Below are 18,283 nucleotides of genomic sequence, written 5' to 3'. Positions count from 1 at the left end.
GCCACGCCCTCTTTTATATGTTGGGCGATAAATACCCATAAGCTCTCTTAACTCTCTTTCTGAAAGCTCCTGCGTGCGATTTCAGGTACATCTGTTCTCGGGAACGTCAGTTCTTTTAGTTGGCATAGATTTATAACCCGCTTTTATAAAAGCAGCTCTCAACGTTTTCAATTTGCTTTCTCCTTTTCTGAAAATAAAAAAGGGACACCAATCACACAGCGCTTATGCTGTCATGATCAGTGTCCCCCGGCTTTCCGGTAGAACGGTTATATTTACTCGAATAACTCGCCTTCGTTGAAATTAACACGAGTTACCTTGTTGTCATGTGTAACGATCTTTGTTTCCCCGTGAGACGGCAGCGTTTCGACAATTCAAAAAATAAAAGATTTACAGCAATCACACAGCTCTTATGCTGTAATGATCAGTGTCCCCCGGCTTTCCGGTAGAACGGTTATATTTACTCGAATAACTCGCCTTCGTTGAAATTAACACGAGTTACCTTGTTGTCATGTGTAACGATCTTTGTTTCCCCGTGAGACGGCAGCGGTGTAAATCTCGCTTTACCATCAGATATAACGAGAACAATAGGTCCTTTTCTTGTTCTCCCAATCATGATTAAACCAGTCATCTATTTTTGTATTTAAGTCTTGAGCAATGCCCATGTAATAATTAATGATTTTATCTATTGTTTGTTTCACATTATGTTCATGATCCGAGTATTCGCCTTTCAAATAACGAATAATTCGTTTCTTCTTGTAATCTCAAGTCTTTCATTGCCTCCTTATCCTATCGATTGCTTTATATTCCGCACATTCCTTCGCATTCGTTCAAAAAATGGTCTATATCAAGCTGATCCTCATTGAAATCAACCTCTTCCAATGGTCTACCCGACTTATGCAAAAAAGCATTATTTTTAAATCGTGGTAGTTTCCTTATAAGACGGTCAATTTCCACCGCGTCTTGCCACGACTCTTGATCTTTGAGTTTCATTTCTCTCCATGCGTTAAAGTCATGAAACGGGCATCCGATACAACTAGATTTTGCAGGTGTTCCGAGTCCTTCACGCTCAACATATGTGATGCATCTTGAGCGATCAACGAAAGCTATATCAACCAAAGGATGCTCTGCTACTTGCCAGCTTTCCCGACTCGGCTTAACTCGTTGTATTTCATCGGTGCTAATGCCTTTCCATAGGTGAACAACCTCTTTGATACGTTGCCTCGGCTTGTATCCGAGCAAAGAACGGATTTTTCGATTAACAGGTAATATCTTGTATTCATTTGTACACTGGCGGCGGGCGATGCCGATTTCTCCATTCTTATCTTTTGTGAAAAAAGGAATGCTTGCGAATCTATTTCCTGTTTCGGAACCTTCTACAATGTCATCACGAATATTTCCGTTATCACAAAAGATGATTTCACGTCCGTAATTGGCTTTGATGTGTTTGTTTATTTTCTCGATCCAGTTGTAAACGTGCTTCGGCTCCCATCCAGTATCCGAAAAGATGATATAGTCCGGTATTACTCCATTAATCTCACCCTTTAGAGCCATCAAGAGTAATGCCGTTGATTGTGTGCCACCTCCGTATGACAAAACATGTACGTGGTCTTTTCCGTCGTTATATTGACGTTTAATCATGGTGCTCCTCCTATGCCTTTAGGGCTTATATAAGTCTCTTATTTCACATTTATTATTGATAAAGCTGAAAACAACCCGAACACGATATAAAAGATAAGCAGCCGATTCCTCATTTACTTCACCCTTGTTATACGGTTAACATCATCAATATTCAATTGGTGATCAGCCTCCCGCACAACTGCGGCGAATGATTCAATACCCGTATCCCAAAGACCATGACGTTCAATGATTTCGGAAAATTCCTCCACATCATGCTCTCGAATGCCCCAACTGTCAGGATCATCAGCGGGCCCGTACACAGTGATCCAATTCCTTGCATCTTTCGGGTCAGGTTCCTCCCACTTTACACGAGTAAAATGACAAAGTTCATGATCGACCAGGGCGGCACGCTGTTTCTTGTTCATTGCCTTCCAGGATTCCTTATTTACGAATACAAAAAGCATGTAATCGGTCATATGACGTTCAAAGGCCGTACATTTTTTCGCTTTCCCCGCCCATTTGCTGCTGCCTTCTCGAATATAAAACCCAATGTGCTCAATCGCATCTTTTAAATGTGGGTGGTGTTCATCAATTAAACTTTTAGCCAGCTGTCGCACCTCATGTGATTCTTCAAAACCTACAAAAGCCATATTTATTTTCCCCTTTCAATCAATTGTTTTTTGAATATTCCGTCTAATTCATCCAGTGAAAGCTCGTACAACTGCCGACCATCAGGCGTTTTAAAATATCCCATTTTAAGTAGCTGCGCTTTGATTTCATCCTTTTTTCGCTCAATATAAAGGGCCTTCATTAATTCATTCACATCAAGCCCCCCTTTAGTAATTCTCGGGCCATGTAATGAAAATGATGATAGATATAGTTTCCGGTCGCACTTGGATTAATAAAAACCGTTGAGAAATTGTAACGAACCTCAAATGTTTTCAAGCTACCAAGCAGCGATTTAGGTTCATATTTTGAACGATATTTTCCGTTGAGTATCTTTTGATATCCTTCCAGGTCTTCCACAAGAAGAGTGAAAGGGTTTTTTGATGCACGAATCAATTCATTTTCAAACCTGGAACGGTCCTTAATGGATTGAACAAGCTCATCAACTCCGTTTTTCCTTTCGATAGCTGCGTTTAAATACATATCTCTATTGATCCCGTAAGCCTCATTCTTGGGAATCATTGCGGAATAGTCGCCCGTCTTCATCCCTTTGAATTTGATTGATACATTCTTTTTGCGAAGATAGTCAAGAACATGTTGATTCTTCTGTTCTCTCGTATCCACAATAATGACCATGCTGCCTAAAATTTCTTTTAACTCCGTGTCTGAATAGTTGTAATGAATAATAGTCATGATTTATTCCCCTTAAAATAAGACATGGCCCTCTCATAAATTTCTAATGAGAGTTTGTCTGTTTCCTCACTTTCAAAATTTGAAACGGAAGTGTCAAGGTCTCTCCATCCGTTCTCCCAAAATAAAACGAGCAATCTCGAGACTTTTATCGCTGCCTCCCAATCATGATTAAACCAGTCATCTATTTTTGTATTTAAGTCTTGAGCAATGCCCATGTAATAATTAATGATTTTATCTATTGTTTGTTTCACATTATGTTCATGATCCGAGTATTCGCCTTTCAAATAACGAATAATTCGTTTCTTGTAAGACTGGACAAATTCCACAAGTTCTTGATAGACGTTTTCGGGATTCTCAATATAAAGATCGTTACCATCGAGAACCAAACGAGCGCCCAACATTTCTAAGTCTGCACAAATTTGTTTTGGGTGCATTTTTCCCACCTCTTTTTAAAAAGGGTTAATGTTTTTATTAACCCAAATCATTCATTAACCCCTAAAAACGTTGATATATAAGGCTTTATAAAAGAAACGGTTAATAAGTTAACGAATTAACAGCGAAATCTATTAAACTCCTTATATATATATATATTATTTTTTATTTATTTATTTTCATAAGAAAGGAACATATATATTTAATTAACTCATTAACCCATAACCCTAAAACCCTTAATTATAAATCTTTGATAATCCTTTGATACATAAGGTTTCATAGCTTTTTTCTAATAGCTGGTTTATCTTCTTTTGGCTGATTAACTTTATTAACCCCTTTAGCTTCTTCATTAACCCCTGAAAGTAAATTATGTCCAGCGTACTGATTTAAAGTAAGGCCTTTAAAATAAACTTTATTTTTTGTTCCATTTTCTTTTTTAAAGCCCCTTACTTCTAACTGGCGATAAAAGGAACGATTCTTCAAGTCAATTTCATCATTCTGAAAACACCATTTTTTATAGTTTTCGTAAAGGATTTTAGCTTCTATACTGGCATCCTCATGTATAGTACAGTTTTCATTTAAGAAAGGTCCTAAAATATCCATGTCTTCACGATAACCTTGTGTAGCATTTCTAATCGCTTTTGGATCTTTCAATCCTTCCTTCTGCCACTTCAAGCATCCGTCAACAATCCATCGGAGTATTCCCGGCATTTCTCTTTTTAATTTTTCAGGAAGATCAGCATCAATTTTCTCTTCCGGTATAGTTACTGTAAAAGGAACCAGTTTAATTCTGCGCCAAATCCCATTGTCGCCGCCTTTGATAATTGGCTTATGGTTTGTCGTAAAAAACACTTTAAATTCCGGTGTAAATTCAAAGTATTCTTGGCGGAGAAAACGAGCAGACATCTTCTCTCCACCAGTTATTTGCTTTACAAGTGCCTCTGACAGCTGCTGGCCCTCTTCACTCTCGACAGCCGAAACAAATCGCGCACCATCCAGACGAGCAACATCATTGTTGATTCCCGATTCATTTTTCTTCTTCAAGAAAGTATCACTGTTCGTCTGACGGGCGTAATCTCCAAGAATATCCTGAATTACATTAATAAAAGTTGATTTACCATTCCTACCATTACCGAAAAGGAAGAACATAATTTGTTCCTTTGTAACACCTGTTAGTGAATAACCAATTGCCTTCTGTAGATATTCTATTAATTCATGATCGGGATCTCCGGCTGTTGTAAGAAAGATACTCTCAAGAAATTTGATCCAGTTTGGACAATCTGCATCTTTTTCATAAGGGATGGGTGACATTTTTGTTAGCAGCAAGTTTCTATCATGTGGTTTCAACTCTCCTGTTTTAAGGTTAATGACCCCATTATTGCAATTGAAAAGAAACTTAAAGCTATCAAAATCTTTTTTCTTAACGGATACCATCGGTCGCACATCCAGTATGCTATTTATTCGAATTGAACGCCTTTCGCATTTCTTTGCCCAATCATAAAGTTGCTTTTTTCGAATTTTATCTTCTGCGGCCTCAGCCTCACCATACAGTGCCCGCAACGTCTTAGCAGTAATGGCTTCAATTTTACGTTTGCTATCTTCTTCCCATCGCTTTCCGTCCCAAATCAACCATTCAAGCTCGTTGCAATATCGGATATTCTTTCCGTGATAATAGGCGATACGTTCAGCGTTACCCAGTTCGGTTAAATGAAACACAGGCGGCTTATCAATAATTTCTTCGGTATCCTCAACTTGAGACTTATCAGGATGAGAAATATATACCTCGTACGGCTGATCCTGCTGTTCTTCCATCAAATCGGATATTGTTTTATGAGTAGAATAAACGGCAGCTGCAATGGTCATTTCTCCATATGTAGCACCATCGGATGAATGTTGCCGATCCCACTTTTCCCGATACAATCCCGTTTCACGGAACATCGAATCCATTTTTGAAGTGTCTTTATCGGTCCAAAATGCCAAATGATTACACAGGGCCATATCTGTGGCAGAATGATCCTCGTTTATCAAATGACCATTAAACAAATCTTGAATGCTCTTCCCGTTCTTGCTGTTGAACATCCTTTCCCATATCTCTTTATTAGAAAGATTGTTCATATCACGGGATGAAGCAGCAGGCGGGCTTGATGCTTTTGTTTCTTCTTTTTTGTCCTTCAAATATTTATTAAAGAGCTCCTTGAGCCTGTCCGTTCGTTCTTCAATGGCTCCAATTCCTAGACTGTTTCCTGTAAAGGTAAAATAGCGACCGTGTCGATATACTTCTAATCCTAGTTCGGGATTCTTTCTACCTGTGCCCTGGCCCCGTAACGGTATCTTACCTTTGGCAATAATGTGGACACCTTCTCCACTTGGAGAAAATTCGGTATAGCTGCCTACACTATCAACAATTTCTTGTGCGAATGGTGACAAAATCCCATCCTCGACACAATGGTCAATATCTATGCCAATGAACGGATCATCTTTGGAAAACATGAAGCCTATTCCGTCGTAGTCTCGGTTATTATAAAATTTTAAAATGGTCGGAAATGTTGACCAGGTTCTTTTATTACTTGATTGTGCCATGCTGCCATCAATCTGATACGGCACTTTAGTTTTCTTACCGTCACGTTCTTCGGAACGCCATAATATCCATTGAGGGGCGTTTTTGAGCTCTTGCGGTATGTTCTTAAATTCGTACATGTAATAACTCCCCTTTAAAAACGAGGGAGCTAAACACTCCCTCAATTGTGTTTTCTATGATCAAAAAGGTACATCGTCGTCACTGATATTAACTGGATCAGCATTCGGGGCCGATTCTTCGGACGGCTTAAACGCTTTTACTTCAGGATATTTTTTCCCGTTATGCTCTCTTTCTCCGACAACTAGACGAACTGGTTTATTTAAGAAAGCATTTGCCCATTCGATATGATCTTTAAATTTCATTCCGTTAGGAAAACCTGCGGCTTTTGATGCCTGGTGGAATCTCCACATAGCGTTTTCTGTAACCGTGAAGTTATCATATAGAATTTTCTGCCCCTGACATGGCTGCTCAACATCCGAACGGATTTCATAATCTACGACAAGTCGCTTATTGCCTGACGCTGCTGTTTTTTCTTCAAAATGCATTACTGTTGCTTCATATTCTCCTGGTTTAATTGGTTCAAATGAATCGCCTTTGCTGTGGTCTACTGTAAACATATTTAATTCCTCCAAATTTTTTATTTACCGTTCAGAACGGTTACAAGATTTTGAGTTACTTGGTCCAATACATACGGATCGCTGGTGTCTTCATTTCGTAAATCATAAATCACGCTGTCTATGCCACTGTTTAATCTATCAATCTCTGAAATTAGCCAGGGTACATCTGATATACTTGCGTGCTCACGAATCGTCTCGAGCTTTGTATCATTTTTCAACTTGATCACCTCCCAAGACGCCGTTTAATCTATCAATTGCAGCGTTAGCAAGTTTGACATTCCATTGATCAAGTTTCTTATTCGCTTTAATCTGAAATTCCTCAATCATTTGAGCCGCCTCTTCGTTATCTTCAATCAAAGTTTTAATGTGGGTGATTAAGCCGATTCTTTCTGTTTCTTCCTCTGCTTTTACATCAATGCCAAGTTCTAACCATTGATAAAGTTTACGGCCAACTTCAGGATTTAACTTTATTGAGGAGCCTTCAAACATTCGTGTATTGTCCTTAGACGTTTCAGCCATATGATCAATACTAATAGTGAAATTAAGCATAAATTCATATTCCAATTCATCTTTTTGAACTGGCTTAGTCCCGACCTTACGAGGTGCCATTTTCCCGTTATTATCGGCTTCGACAACATATTCCGTTTTTGTTCTCAATGTTGCCAAGATATGAACATCATTTTGCGTCAATGTTTTGATTAGCTTTGTTGTTTCCGGCGCAAGTTTACCCCAGTTTTGAAAAGAGTTGCCGGACATGCTGCCATGTGTTTCAACAATTCCGCCTTCCCCCTGCCAGTTGTGGGAAAGCGAATCAATTACAACCACCTCGGCCCCTGCGTTCTTAATTGCCTCAACAGCCATTTGATAACGTTCGGTTGTGTAAGGCGGCGTAAAATCAATATGCTTAAAGCTGCCTATACGAATCTCATCAAATTGTAAATTTGCGTATAATTTCGCTCGGCGGTGCTCGGTATCAACGACACCGATCTTAGACCAAATTTCCTCATCGCTTGCGTTTGGATATGCTTCCCGCATCATTCCGTAAGCTACAAGCAGCGCTCCGGCTGTTTTACCGGAACCACTCGGACCTATAAATCCAACAATTGCTTTTTCCTTTTGACGCTGTGCATCTGTTACTTGAAACATCTCTTATACCTCCACTTTGAAGTTGATTGAGGCAGGTTCTACCTCTACACCTGGGACGGCTTGTCCATTTTCATCAATGACAACTTTTTTACCATCAATTTCTTTAATAGATAAAGATTTTTTGAAGTCGCCCCATTTAATGTCTTCCTTGATTAGTTCATTGAGGCCAGCTTTTTTCACATGATCGAGAAGTTGATCCTGATCGACTGCTTTAGGCTGCTCTTTAATTGCACGGCTTTTAGATTTCCCGTAAGGCGTCGAAAGAGTTTTTGCTTTCGGGTCTTCCTCCAGCTGCTTTGTGTGATAGACACCCACCAAATTTTCAAAAAATGATAGATTGTCTTCAATCGGTTTCAGTTCGTGCCGTTCCCATTCTTCAATGCGTTGCTTTTCGGTAGCTGCTAGTGCTTTGATTTCTTTTTCTTGTGACTTGAGAGCAGCGATTTTACGAAAAGCCCAATTCAAGCTGTTCATATCATTAATCTCAAATTGTGGACGGTTCCCTGGCTGTTCACTAATTTCATTAAGTTCAAAGTCCTGCAAAGAATTCATATGTGCACCTTCCTCTATTTGATTTTGTTGATACTTCCATTTAAAATGGAATTGCTTTTGTTTTATTAGTCCACATTGCCGTGTGGGCTTTTTTTATTCATCTTCTTCCTCAGTGTCATCGCCATGCTCTTGATCATACTGTTGATACTCTTTTGGATATCCATTGCGAATTATTTCAGTAATGACCGGATGCTCAAGATTCATTTTATTGGCCCCCTCACAATTGAGACATCTACACCTTTACTTAAGAATTGAGTCGCAATATCATGCAGCTGTACAACTTGTTCTGGACGATGCATCCGTTTAAGTTCCTCGCAATTTGAAACAATTGATCCTGCAATCTCTATACATCCGGTAAAATCTTGATCTGTGATAGCATCGCTTAGTAACTCATCAACAAGAAAGTGAATTGATTTAATCAATCTTTCAGCCTTGTCACGGTCAGTTTTTAAAAAGTTATTTAGATTCATGTTTGTACCACCTTTCTTTTCGGGAAGAAAATAGCGTTAGGATTGGACCCGTATTTTTTCTTGAAAGCTTCACGCCCTTTTTTCTGAACTTCACGCAGGGACATCACTGGTGTCGTAGCTGCGGTGTATGGGTCCCACCCTTTAACAGTCACACGGTATTGTAGATTTTTATAACTAACACCGTTTGATTCAGCTAACTTGACAAGATCCTCTGAGAATTTACGACGCTTGGTTCTTGGAGAAAATTCATTTAATCTCTTCGCATGTTCGTGCGGATCTATCTTTGGCGTATTAGCTGCCTTTTCGCTATCCCACCCTAACCTCAGTCTTCCAGTAAAGATGGATCTCGAGACGCCATTTTTTTCAGCAATCTTTCCCCATTTACTCCATTCCACTCTGCCTCTTTCTCGGTCTTGAAACTTAACTGGCTCGGTTAATGCTCGCTGTTTACTCCAACCTAGCCTACGTATTCGACCGATGAGTGTATCCTTACATATTCCGTTTGCCTCGGCTTGTGCAAATTCTTCCGGTGTAATGTAAAAATCGTATGGGTTATACATTTTTGTTTCTCCTTTCAGGCATAGTTTTCAATTTAAGAAAAAGCGCATGTGCTATGACTAAATCATTTGCATTTTCGTTAATAAAATATGGCTTTGATATTTTGCAGATCCTTGAAACCTCAGAGCCTTTACACATTTTGCTTGCGAAGATAACTCTCTTTAATTCCATGAAATCACTTCGCTCTCAATAGATTTTTGAAAATTAACATTTTAAGGATTCGTTTTGTATTTACTTATATACATAAATGTGTTATTATTTCTTTGTTGGTTGGTCTTTATTTTGCAAAATTTTTTCAATCGTTGTTTCCCATAAAACTGTAATTGGCTTTGTTCCTTCTCCCCATTGGTTAAGGATCTCTAACGCCGATGAAGGATCGACTTTTGAAAGCTCACTTAATTTGACGGGTAGGTAGGCATTTTTATTTACTACGTCGAAATCAATAGGCAAACCACTCAAAATAATCACCTCCTTTAAGAATTAAAATAAGAATTAAGACAAAAAGTCTTAAAAAATACTAAAAAAAATCATGAAACTGTGTCATAATAAGATGCATAAAACAAATACTCGACTGACACACCGTAAAGTTTGGCCAGCTTTAACTTGTTTTCCTTAGATGGTTGACGATAACCCTTCTCCCAAGTGCTTACGGTTGTTTGATGTACCCCAAGTAGCTCAGCAAGTTTAAATTGACTGAAACCTGCTTTAGATCTTAAAAGTACGAGTTTTTCATTCATCACATGAACCACCCCCTTTAAGACAATATGTCTTATTTATTTGGTGATTCCTATTATATAAGACAAATAGTCTTAAAATCAACTGGTTTTTTACATAAACTCATAAATATTTTTCTTTTATGTACTTAAACCCTTATATGACAAGGGTTAAGGAGGTCTACAAATTGGAGCTTAAGGACAAATTAAAACACCTAAGAAAAGAACATAAGATGAATCAGGCTGACCTTGCAGAAGCGCTCGGCGTTCACCAAACTTATGTTTCTGCTATAGAGAGAGGAAAACAAAAACCTGGACGGGAAACACTGATAAAGCTGTCAAAGATTTTTGATGTTACTATCGATTATCTAACTGGAACAGAAACCAACGATAAGCCAAAATACAGTGATTCAGAAAAACAATTTGTATCTGAATACACGAAGCTGTTTCCGTCTGAACTTTCTATGAAAGTAAGTGAAGTCGTTGAAAATTACAAAGCAGATTCGGATGAGGCCGTTCTAACTAAAGAAGAAGCTGAGGAAGCAATTAAATATATAAAATATCTGCTATCACAGAGAGAACAAAAATAGCTCCTTGCATTTCAAAGGGCTATTTTTTTAAGGAGGATTTACATTGAAAGCTGCTCTTTATTACAGGGTATCTACCCCAGGACAAGCCACAGAAGATAAATACAGCTTAAGATCCCAAAAAGAAGAACTCACCAAATACGCAGCGTCCCAAGGATGGACTGTAGTGGGCGAGTTCCAGGACGTCGGCAGCGGCGGCAAGTTAGAGAAAAAAGGACTTAACCAATTGCTAGATTTTGTTGAGAAAGGTAACTGCGAAGTCGTCTTGTGCATTGAACAAGATCGGCTTAGTAGATTAGATTCACTCGGATGGGAATTTTTGAAATCAACTCTTCGAGAGAATCAAGTTAAAATAGCAGAGCCTGGATTCATTACAGATCTAGACAATGAAGATGATGAATTTATCAGTGACTTAAAAAACTTAATTGCTCGAAGGGAAAAAAAGAAAATTGTCTTAAAGATGATGCGAGGCAAAAGACAAAGAACAAGAGAAGGCAAGGGATGGGGGAAAACTTTCTGGGAATACAATTACGATAAAGCCACAGGCACATATACAATAAACGAGAATTGGTCTTGGGTCATTCCCTTTATAGATAAGCTATATACCGAGAAGAAATACAGCTATACAACAATTGCACAAGAGTTAAATAAAATAAGCCGTACGCCAACGGGAAAGGAATGGAACAGTGCCTTAGTAGGAATCAGACTTAAAAGCAAAGCCTTTCACGGCGTGCTAGAAAAAAACTTTAAAAACGAAGGAGCGATAAGCGCTGATGTCCCTGTATATCCTCCCCTTCGCACTATAGAAACCTACGAGAAAATCTGCAAGATAAGAAAAGAAAAATTTAAGAGGAAGAAAGTAGTATTTCACCATTTCTTGAGAAAGGTGTATTTTAAGTGCGATGAATGTCAAAGAAAACTAAGCATAGTACATTCTAAAAATAGTTATGCAACCGAAGGATACTTTTATCTTGCTCATGGCCGACATATTGATTGTAAGGTGTCAATTAACAGCATAAGATTTGATCAAAATATAACTAAAGCGATAAAAGAAATACTTAAGAGCGAAAACATGGCGAAAAAATACGTCAAGATCGATCATACTCAGAAGGATCTTGAAGACATGAAAAAGCAGGTAAAAGCTGAAAGGAATAATTTAAAGAAGTTTTCAGAGAAAAAGGATCTGCTGCTGCCTCTCTATCTCGACGGAAAGTTTTCAAAGGAGCAGTTAGATAAACAATACACGATGCTCGAAACGCAAGAGGAGCACCATAAAAAACAAGTTCGATCACTTGAAGAGAAATTACATCTTATAAAATCTAAAATGTTTAACTATGATCTTATCACCTCTTATCTTTCAGTTGCCGAAAGATTTGAAAGTTTATTAACTGTAGAAGAACAAACAGAAATGATCTCTACACTTTTTCCGAAAGGGATAGTTTATGAGAAAGAAATTCTTTTAGAGGGTTTTTTATCTGAAGATGTTCCTATAGAGATCGCCATACCAATTGACCCTGATCCATTCAACGTTAAAAATAAATGGGAACGAGATCCTATAAGCAAATACAACAAGATTCAAGAATACATGAATGAACATCCCCATTTGACTCAAAAACAAATAGCAGAAGCATTAGACATTGGCCCAAGTTCAATCGTCAGACTTAGAAATAGATTTGGAGAATATAAAAATTACACCAAAGTGATTAACCACGACCCCAAAGGTAAAGCTGAAATTTTAAAAGAATACTACTTAAAAAATCCCGATGCGTCATTAAGAAAAACAGCGAGAGACACGGGAATTCCATCAACTACTATACGCAGAATTAAGAGAGACTATGGACTTTAGATGTTCCATAGTTTTCTTTTGTTTGAACATATATTTATTCAAGAACGAATCCTACGCATCCGCGGAATATTGGCTCTTCTGATTTTCATCGTGTTTAGTACATTATGGACTTCGCTGGTGCTACCTCTCAGTGCTCCCCCATACTCTCTTTCACATACCGTTATTGGAGCGTTTGGTCTTGCTGGAGTTGCTGGAGCATTAGGTGCTTCTCGTGCTGGGAGCCTAGCTGATCGAGGTTTAGGGCAGTTCACAACCTGCACAGCCCTAGTTATATTGCTAGTCTCATGGTTTTTAATCCGTTTTACAGAACATTCACTCATCGCATTAGTCATTGGCATTATCTTTCTTGACCTATCTGTGCAAGCAGTACACGTGACCAATCAGAGTATGATTTTCACAGTGCGACCTGAGGCGAGAAGCCGACTTACTGCTGCTTACATGATTTTTTATTCCATCGGCAGTGCCATAGGTTCAATTGTTTCAACCAACATATACGCAAACTATGGATGGAGCGGGATATGCCTATTTGGTGCATCTGTCAGTGCCTTAGCCCTTTTGTATTGGATCATTACCTACCGTCTAATGGAACAAACAACAGAAGAATGAGATACAATGAAAAAAACACCGCGATTAAGCGGTGTTTTGGATTAAGCATCTACAACTTCGACTTTTTCCATGCCTTGGCCTTGCTCCATATCAAGAACAGCCTCGATACCAGAAGTTACTTTACCGAACACTGTGTGCACGCCATTTAAATGCGGCTGCGGGTCATGTACGATAAAAAATTGGCTGCCGCCTGTGTCTTTACCAGCATGCGCCATTGATAATGAACCTCTTTCATGTTGATGAGGATTTCCTTCTGTTTCACATTTAATTGTGTAACCAGGGCCTCCAGTTCCATTACCATTTGGGTCGCCACCCTGACTTACGAAGCCCGGGATCACGCGGTGGAATTTTAGTCCATCGTAGAAGCCTTCATTCGCTAACTTTTCAAAGTTTGCTACTGTACCTGGAGCAGCCTCTGGGTAAAGTTCAAACTCAATTTTCTTTCCATTCGTTAGTTGTATGTATCCTTTTTTCGCCATTTTTCACATTCTCCTTTCAGGTTAAACAACGCTCATTATAGCACATTTTCGGTGATGTTAAACATCCCCTGCTTTTGATTGTTATTTACCTCTTTTCTCATCATTGATAAAATAGAAGAGCCTGATACTTTTCTCCTATGAAGACGATCCATATTGTTTGTAATATCTTTATTTATTGGAAGGCCAAAACATCTTCAAAGAAAATTGAAACGTCAGGCTGATTTGTTACGTCTATATGATGGAGTACACTTCATCACATGTACTCAAAAGATGAGTTTCTCTTGAAAGAGGAACGCTCTCGACTTGAAGGAGGTCAACATGTTTAAAAAAACGATGCTTGGTATGATGGCAGCGCTCCTTTTACTGATTGGTGCGCCAAAAGTCAGCTTAGCGGATGCAGCTGTCGGCGATGTCATCGTCACACTCGGGCAAGACTTAACACCGGCTGATCGCCAGAAGGTGCTTGGCGAGTTGAATCCACCTGAAAATGCGACAAAAATTGAAGTAACCAATAAAGAAGAGCACGAATATTTAGGAAAGTATATTCCTCGTTCTCAAATCGGGACTAGAGCATTATCATCTTCATCCATCACAATTGAAAAATCAGGTACTGGTCTGACTGTGGATACACATAACATTAAGACGATTACAGATGAGATGTATTTAAATGCTTTAATGACAGCAGGTGTCAAGGATGCGAAAGTTGTCGTGACTGCCCCGTTTGAAGTATCTGGTACAGCAGCGCTGACGGGTTTATTAAAAGCCTATGAAGTGTCAAGCGACAAAGCCATTCCAGAAGATGTGAAGCAGGTCGCAAACGAAGAGCTTGTGACAACATCTAAATTGGGCGACTCTATCGGTAAAGACAATGCTTCTGCTCTTATTGCAAAAATCAAAGATGACATTGCGAAAAACGGTGTCCCTAAAACCACAAAAGAAGTGGAAGAAAAAGTGGATCAAGCCGCTTCCGATTTGAACTTAAATCTGACGCAAGAGCAAAAGGATCAGCTAGTCACCCTCTTTGATAAAATGAAAAACATCAATATCGATTGGAACCAAGTAGGGTCTCAAATCGATAAAGCAAAAGACAAGATTACGAAATTCATAGAATCAGATGAAGGTAAAAACCTTTTACAAAAGATTTGGGATTTCTTTGTGTCCATTTGGAACGCCGTCGTGTCTGTATTCACTGGTGGAAAATAAATATCATAAAAAAAGCTGCCTGATGATCAGGCAGCTTTTTTTAAGTAGATGACTTCACTTTTGATTGATAGGGTAAATCCAGTTTGACCATGTCCTCATATGTTTCACGCTCAACTACAAGCTGCGCTTCCCCATCTTCTACAAACACAACAGCCGGGCGCGGGATACGGTTATAATTGTTTGACATACTGTAGCCGTATGCTCCTGTACAAAAGACTGCTAATAAATCTCCTTGTGATAACTCTGGCAGGTCGATATCCCAAATGAGCATATCTCCGCTTTCACAGCATTTCCCTGCAATGGAAACCGTTCGATCATGCGTTTGGCTCATTTTGTTGGCACTCGCTGCTTCATATTTCGCTTGATATAAAGCTGGGCGAATGTTGTCACTCATTCCGCCGTCTATGGCTACATAATCACGAATTCCAGGTACATGTTTTGATGAGCCGATCGTATAAAGAGTCGTTCCTGCATCTCCAACAAGAGAGCGGCCTGGCTCAATCCAAATTTCCGGCATATCGAATTCATAGCGGGCTACGTTCGCTTTGACAGCTTGGATAATTTTTTCAACGTATTCTGTCGGAGGAAGTGGTTCATCCTCAGCTGTATAACGGATTCCAAAGCCGCCGCCTAAGTTTAACACTGTGGAGATAAAGCCAAATGATTCTCTCCATTCATCCAGCTTCATAAAGATTTTATCTGTTGCAAGGACAAAACCAGCCGTATCAAAGATTTGTGAGCCGATATGACAATGGACACCTAAAAGCTCGATCACTTCTGACCCAAGCACTTGTTTCACCGCTTCGTCTGCTTGTCCATTATGAAGATCAAAGCCAAATTTTGAATCCTCTTGACCTGTCGTAATGTAATCATGAGTATGCGCTTCGACACCTGGCGTGATACGGAGCAGCACTTTCACCTTTTTTGACAGCTCTTGCCCAAGCTGTTCAATGAGTTTCATTTCATGGAAATTATCAACCACAATACAGCCGATCCCATGCTCTAATGCCATCTTTAATTCTTCTCTGCTTTTGTTGTTGCCATGGAAATGAATTTTATCTACTGGAAATCCGGCGCAAATGGCTGTGTGCAGCTCCCCGCCCGATACGACATCAAGAGATAATCCTTCTTCTTTGGCAAGCTGAAACATCGCGATAGAAGAAAATGCTTTACTCGCATATGCCACCTGCGCTGTTAGCTCTTCTTCTATAAACGCTTTTTGAAAGCTTTTTGCGCGCTCCCGTATTAAAGCCACATCATATACATAAAGTGGTGTCCCATACGTTTCAGCTAAAGAAACGGCATCAACACCACCAATTTCTAAATGACCGAGTTCATTTTGTCTGCAAGTGCCGTGTAAATACAATGTCATTCCCTCTTTCTCCGCCTCGGCTGAAAAAAGACAGCTGCGTGAGCTGCCTTTTGCCGTTTCTCAAAGTTAAAAATACAATATCACAATCTTCAGCCACTTTCAATGAGCGTTAAGAATTTGGCGGAATTTTTGATCTGTTTTGAGGATGAACAATGCTTGGCCTTACTTTTGAGCCAGGAACAGACGTCCGAATGAGCACTTGCCATAACGCTTTACCATTAAAAGGAATGAATGGCCACATATACGGCGTCTGCAATGAACGAATGGATGTTAAATAAATGAGTAACAAGGTAAAACCAATGATGAGTCCATTCAGCTTAAAGATCGCCACTAGTGCTAATATGATCAGTCGTACGATCTTATTGGCGATACTCAGTTCATAGCTTGGCGTTGTAAATGTGCCGATGGCTGCTAGTGAGACGTATAAGATGACCTCCGGTGTAAATAAACCGACATCGATGGCAATTTGTCCAATTAACACGGCGGCAATCAACCCCATGGCGGTCGACAGTGCTGTCGGCGTATGAATCGCTGCCATTCTTAAAAACTCCACCCCGAAATCAGCAAGGAATACTTGGAGAATAACAGGGATATGTGAAGGCTTGTTAAACCCAATATAGTTTAAATTGTCAGGCAGGAGATTTGGTTCTAGGATAAACAGAAACCAAATTGGCAATAAAAAGGTAGAACATAATATGCCTAAAAAGCGTACCCATCTTAAAAACGTGCCAACTGCTGGTGCCTGTCGGTATTCTTCTGCATGCTGAACGTGGTGAAATATAGTGGTTGGTGTAATGATGACACTAGGGGATGTATCTGTAATGATGATGACATGCCCTTCTAAAATATGGTTAGCGGCTACATCTGGCCGCTCTGTGTATCGCACAAGCGGAAAGGGATTATACCCTTGCTTAATAATGAATTCTTCAATCGTTTTATCAGACATCGTCAGCCCATCGACTTTGATCCCTGATACTTCTTTTTCAATAATATCCACAAGATCTGGGTCCGCAATGTCTTCAATGTAGCAAACACATACATCTGCTTTTGAACGTTCGCCTACTTTGAGCATTTTGTATCGGAGCTTTTCATCTCGCACTCTTCTTCGGATGAGTGCTGTATTCACAATAATGTTTTCAACAAACCCATCTCTTGCTCCTCTGACAACCTTTTCTGTATCCGGCTCCTCTGGCATTCTGCCAGGATAGCTCCTGACGTCAATGATAAATGCGTAGTTTTCACCCTCTACAACAACTGCTACAAGTCCCGACAGCACTTGATCTACTGCTTCATCCAGCGTTTCAACTTTTGAGACTTGCTGATTGACAAGGCGGTTCTCGACCACACGTGCGAGATCATCTGTTTCAGGTTCGTTGTCATTGATTTCAATCAGTTCTTTTAATAAATAGATGACATACTGCGTATCACACAATCCGTTTACATAGTAAAGTTGGATTTCCTGATCATGTATATAGATTTTCCGAACGCCAAGGTCAAAGCTGAGACCCATCCCAACATTATCCTTGAAGTAATCTTCATTTTTCTTCGGGTCTCGGTACACGTTTACCTTGTCTTTCTTCATGGAAACCACTCCTTTCTAATATTAACTCAACTGCTTTCATCGTGATTGGAGATCCTTTGCTCAAGTCATCTTTCCGTCCCATCTTCCCAATATCTCCAATCCCAACAACAAACGGAAGTTGAAGTGAGTCGAGACAATACACCGTATCCCCGCTCATTTTATGAGGTTCCATTTCTGGAAGTCCGTGTTTGTCAACACCGTATTCTGTCAGTTCACCTTCCCGGTCAATGGAGACATGCACCTTTGTCCATTCGGCTTGATGTGTCTTGGATGCAACTGCAATGGCTCCAAGCACTTCAATTTTAGGGTGACGCGCCACATGCTTCATCGCTGTCTCCCCTGTCCCTTCACCTGTTAGACCAGAATCATCAAACATGACAAACACTGGATCATACGGCGTTTTTAAAATCATCTGGACAAGTTCAGGTCCTGTCCTTTTGCTCGGATTCCCTTTTGAGCTAGAAATACATCGTCCGCCGACGTTTTTGGCGACAAGCTCAATGGTTTTGGCAGCATATATATCTCCGTCTGTCACTAAAATGACTTTACGTCTTTGCCCCATATTA

Annotated in this window: 22 protein-coding genes and 2 pseudogenes; 4 read left to right on the top strand and 20 right to left on the bottom strand. The window is 39.6% G+C overall.

Translation table 11 applies throughout. The annotated features are described in order from the left end of the window. Positions 1–272: 272 nt before the first annotated feature. From BA70_RS20515 to BA70_RS06960, 16 genes and pseudogenes are all read right to left on the bottom strand, one after another. Positions 273–359, bottom strand: coding sequence for an XtrA/YqaO family protein (locus BA70_RS20515; RefSeq protein WP_275574579.1), 87 nt, complete (start codon positions 357–359; stop codon positions 273–275). 98 nt (positions 360–457) lie between these two features. Beyond that, positions 458–595 (bottom strand): annotated as a pseudogene (locus BA70_RS20155) (XtrA/YqaO family protein); the annotation flags it as partial. Positions 596–798: 203 nt separating this feature from the next. Beyond that, the gene (locus BA70_RS07020) at positions 799–1,638 is read right to left on the bottom strand and encodes a phosphoadenosine phosphosulfate reductase domain-containing protein (protein WP_034319968.1); all 840 of its coding nucleotides are present in this window, start codon (positions 1,636–1,638) and stop codon (positions 799–801) included. 113 nt (positions 1,639–1,751) lie between these two features. After that, a complete protein-coding gene (locus tag BA70_RS07015; RefSeq protein ID WP_034319965.1) occupies positions 1,752–2,267 on the bottom strand; it encodes a putative metallopeptidase in 516 nt (171 codons plus the stop codon). A gap of 2 nt (positions 2,268–2,269) precedes the next feature. Then, positions 2,270–2,440 carry a Fur-regulated basic protein FbpA gene (gene fbpA / locus BA70_RS19415; protein ID WP_078061666.1) on the bottom strand — a complete coding sequence of 57 codons (171 nt, stop codon included), beginning with the start codon at positions 2,438–2,440 and terminating at the stop codon, positions 2,270–2,272. Further along, a complete protein-coding gene (locus BA70_RS07010; RefSeq protein ID WP_034319962.1) occupies positions 2,437–2,976 on the bottom strand; it encodes an ERCC4 domain-containing protein in 540 nt (179 codons plus the stop codon). Before BA70_RS07010 ends, fbpA begins: the two co-directional genes overlap by 4 nt. Beyond that, a complete protein-coding gene (locus tag BA70_RS07005) occupies positions 2,973–3,410 on the bottom strand; it encodes a hypothetical protein (RefSeq protein WP_034319960.1) in 438 nt (145 codons plus the stop codon). The genes BA70_RS07010 and BA70_RS07005 overlap by 4 nt, the downstream gene beginning before the upstream one ends. A 274-nt stretch (positions 3,411–3,684) precedes the next feature. After that, positions 3,685–6,105: a phage/plasmid primase, P4 family gene (locus BA70_RS07000; RefSeq protein WP_034319957.1), complete on the bottom strand. Its 2,421-nt coding sequence runs from the start codon at positions 6,103–6,105 to the stop codon at positions 3,685–3,687. Between the two features lie 60 nt (positions 6,106–6,165). After that, complete coding sequence (locus BA70_RS06995) at positions 6,166–6,603, bottom strand: DUF669 domain-containing protein (RefSeq protein ID WP_034319954.1); 438 nt, start codon at positions 6,601–6,603, stop codon at positions 6,166–6,168. A 20-nt stretch (positions 6,604–6,623) separates the two neighbouring features. Next, the gene (locus BA70_RS06990; RefSeq protein ID WP_034319952.1) at positions 6,624–6,821 is read right to left on the bottom strand and encodes a hypothetical protein; all 198 of its coding nucleotides are present in this window, start codon (positions 6,819–6,821) and stop codon (positions 6,624–6,626) included. Beyond that, positions 6,811–7,749 carry an AAA family ATPase gene (locus tag BA70_RS06985; RefSeq protein WP_034319949.1) on the bottom strand — a complete coding sequence of 313 codons (939 nt, stop codon included), beginning with the start codon at positions 7,747–7,749 and terminating at the stop codon, positions 6,811–6,813. Before BA70_RS06985 ends, BA70_RS06990 begins: the two co-directional genes overlap by 11 nt. A 3-nt stretch (positions 7,750–7,752) precedes the next feature. Beyond that, positions 7,753–8,301, bottom strand: a complete 549-nt coding sequence (locus BA70_RS06980) for a host-nuclease inhibitor Gam family protein (protein WP_034319946.1) — start codon at positions 8,299–8,301, stop codon at positions 7,753–7,755. A 200-nt stretch (positions 8,302–8,501) separates the two neighbouring features. Next, positions 8,502–8,771, bottom strand: a complete 270-nt coding sequence (locus BA70_RS06975; protein ID WP_034319944.1) for a YqaH family protein — start codon at positions 8,769–8,771, stop codon at positions 8,502–8,504. Further along, the gene (locus tag BA70_RS06970; RefSeq protein ID WP_034319941.1) at positions 8,768–9,331 is read right to left on the bottom strand and encodes a hypothetical protein; all 564 of its coding nucleotides are present in this window, start codon (positions 9,329–9,331) and stop codon (positions 8,768–8,770) included. Before BA70_RS06970 ends, BA70_RS06975 begins: the two co-directional genes overlap by 4 nt. Before the next feature lie 253 nt (positions 9,332–9,584). After that, entirely contained in the window at positions 9,585–9,788 is a 204-nt protein-coding gene (locus BA70_RS06965) for a hypothetical protein (protein WP_034319939.1), read from the bottom strand. A 68-nt stretch (positions 9,789–9,856) separates the two neighbouring features. Beyond that, entirely contained in the window at positions 9,857–10,066 is a 210-nt protein-coding gene (locus tag BA70_RS06960; RefSeq protein ID WP_034319993.1) for a helix-turn-helix transcriptional regulator, read from the bottom strand. A 164-nt stretch (positions 10,067–10,230) separates the two neighbouring features. Here BA70_RS06960 and BA70_RS19080 point away from each other — a divergent pair, with 164 nt between their 5' ends. The 3 genes and pseudogenes from BA70_RS19080 to BA70_RS06945 all read left to right on the top strand — a co-directional run. Continuing rightward, positions 10,231–10,632, top strand: coding sequence for a helix-turn-helix domain-containing protein (locus BA70_RS19080; RefSeq protein WP_051691119.1), 402 nt, complete (start codon positions 10,231–10,233; stop codon positions 10,630–10,632). 43 nt (positions 10,633–10,675) lie between these two features. Then, positions 10,676–12,475 (top strand): recombinase family protein, encoded by a 1,800-nt coding sequence (locus BA70_RS06950; protein WP_034319936.1) that lies wholly within the window; start codon positions 10,676–10,678, stop codon positions 12,473–12,475. A gap of 30 nt (positions 12,476–12,505) precedes the next feature. Next, positions 12,506–13,081 (top strand): annotated as a pseudogene (locus tag BA70_RS06945) (MFS transporter); the annotation flags it as partial. 41 nt (positions 13,082–13,122) lie between these two features. Here BA70_RS06945 and BA70_RS06940 read toward each other — a convergent pair. Beyond that, positions 13,123–13,560: a peptidylprolyl isomerase gene (locus BA70_RS06940; protein ID WP_008359679.1), complete on the bottom strand. Its 438-nt coding sequence runs from the start codon at positions 13,558–13,560 to the stop codon at positions 13,123–13,125. Positions 13,561–13,878: 318 nt separating this feature from the next. On the opposite strand from BA70_RS06940, the gene BA70_RS06935 reads away from it, so the two are divergent. Then, complete coding sequence (locus tag BA70_RS06935) at positions 13,879–14,763, top strand: DUF1002 domain-containing protein (protein WP_034319933.1); 885 nt, start codon at positions 13,879–13,881, stop codon at positions 14,761–14,763. 40 nt (positions 14,764–14,803) lie between these two features. Here BA70_RS06935 and lysA read toward each other — a convergent pair whose 3' ends face one another. The 3 genes from lysA to spoVAEA all read right to left on the bottom strand — a co-directional run bounded on the left by lysA (position 14,804) and on the right by spoVAEA (position 18,279). Continuing rightward, on the bottom strand, positions 14,804–16,129 hold the full coding sequence (lysA, locus tag BA70_RS06930; RefSeq protein WP_034319930.1) for a diaminopimelate decarboxylase: 1,326 nt from the start codon (positions 16,127–16,129) through the stop codon (positions 14,804–14,806). A gap of 115 nt (positions 16,130–16,244) precedes the next feature. Further along, the gene (locus BA70_RS06925) at positions 16,245–17,717 is read right to left on the bottom strand and encodes a spore germination protein (RefSeq protein ID WP_034319928.1); all 1,473 of its coding nucleotides are present in this window, start codon (positions 17,715–17,717) and stop codon (positions 16,245–16,247) included. Continuing rightward, complete coding sequence (gene spoVAEA / locus BA70_RS06920; RefSeq protein ID WP_034319926.1) at positions 17,671–18,279, bottom strand: stage V sporulation protein SpoVABEA; 609 nt, start codon at positions 18,277–18,279, stop codon at positions 17,671–17,673. The genes BA70_RS06925 and spoVAEA overlap by 47 nt, the downstream gene beginning before the upstream one ends. Between the last annotated feature and the right edge of the window lie 4 nt (positions 18,280–18,283).

The organism is Bacillus zhangzhouensis, assembly GCF_000715205.1.
In the GTDB taxonomy this organism is placed as follows: domain Bacteria; phylum Bacillota; class Bacilli; order Bacillales; family Bacillaceae; genus Bacillus; species Bacillus zhangzhouensis.
This window is presented reverse-complemented; position numbering and strand designations above follow the sequence as displayed.

Coding starts and splice junctions, on each gene's coding strand:
- BA70_RS06980 (WP_034319946.1), bottom strand. CDS start 8,301: ATGAATTCTTTGCAGGACTTTGAACTTAATGAAATTAGTGAACAGCCA.
- BA70_RS06940 (WP_008359679.1), bottom strand. CDS start 13,560: ATGGCGAAAAAAGGATACATACAACTAACGAATGGAAAGAAAATTGAG.
- BA70_RS07020 (WP_034319968.1), bottom strand. CDS start 1,638: ATGATTAAACGTCAATATAACGACGGAAAAGACCACGTACATGTTTTG.
- BA70_RS07015 (WP_034319965.1), bottom strand. CDS start 2,267: ATGGCTTTTGTAGGTTTTGAAGAATCACATGAGGTGCGACAGCTGGCT.
- BA70_RS07010 (WP_034319962.1), bottom strand. CDS start 2,976: ATGACTATTATTCATTACAACTATTCAGACACGGAGTTAAAAGAAATT.
- BA70_RS06970 (WP_034319941.1), bottom strand. CDS start 9,331: ATGTATAACCCATACGATTTTTACATTACACCGGAAGAATTTGCACAA.
- BA70_RS07000 (WP_034319957.1), bottom strand. CDS start 6,105: ATGTACGAATTTAAGAACATACCGCAAGAGCTCAAAAACGCCCCTCAA.
- BA70_RS06960 (WP_034319993.1), bottom strand. CDS start 10,066: ATGAATGAAAAACTCGTACTTTTAAGATCTAAAGCAGGTTTCAGTCAA.
- BA70_RS06975 (WP_034319944.1), bottom strand. CDS start 8,771: ATGAATCTAAATAACTTTTTAAAAACTGACCGTGACAAGGCTGAAAGA.
- BA70_RS06935 (WP_034319933.1), top strand. CDS start 13,879: ATGTTTAAAAAAACGATGCTTGGTATGATGGCAGCGCTCCTTTTACTG.
- spoVAEA (WP_034319926.1), bottom strand. CDS start 18,279: ATGGGGCAAAGACGTAAAGTCATTTTAGTGACAGACGGAGATATATAT.
- BA70_RS06995 (WP_034319954.1), bottom strand. CDS start 6,603: ATGTTTACAGTAGACCACAGCAAAGGCGATTCATTTGAACCAATTAAA.
- BA70_RS06985 (WP_034319949.1), bottom strand. CDS start 7,749: ATGTTTCAAGTAACAGATGCACAGCGTCAAAAGGAAAAAGCAATTGTT.
- BA70_RS07005 (WP_034319960.1), bottom strand. CDS start 3,410: ATGCACCCAAAACAAATTTGTGCAGACTTAGAAATGTTGGGCGCTCGT.
- BA70_RS06925 (WP_034319928.1), bottom strand. CDS start 17,717: ATGAAGAAAGACAAGGTAAACGTGTACCGAGACCCGAAGAAAAATGAA.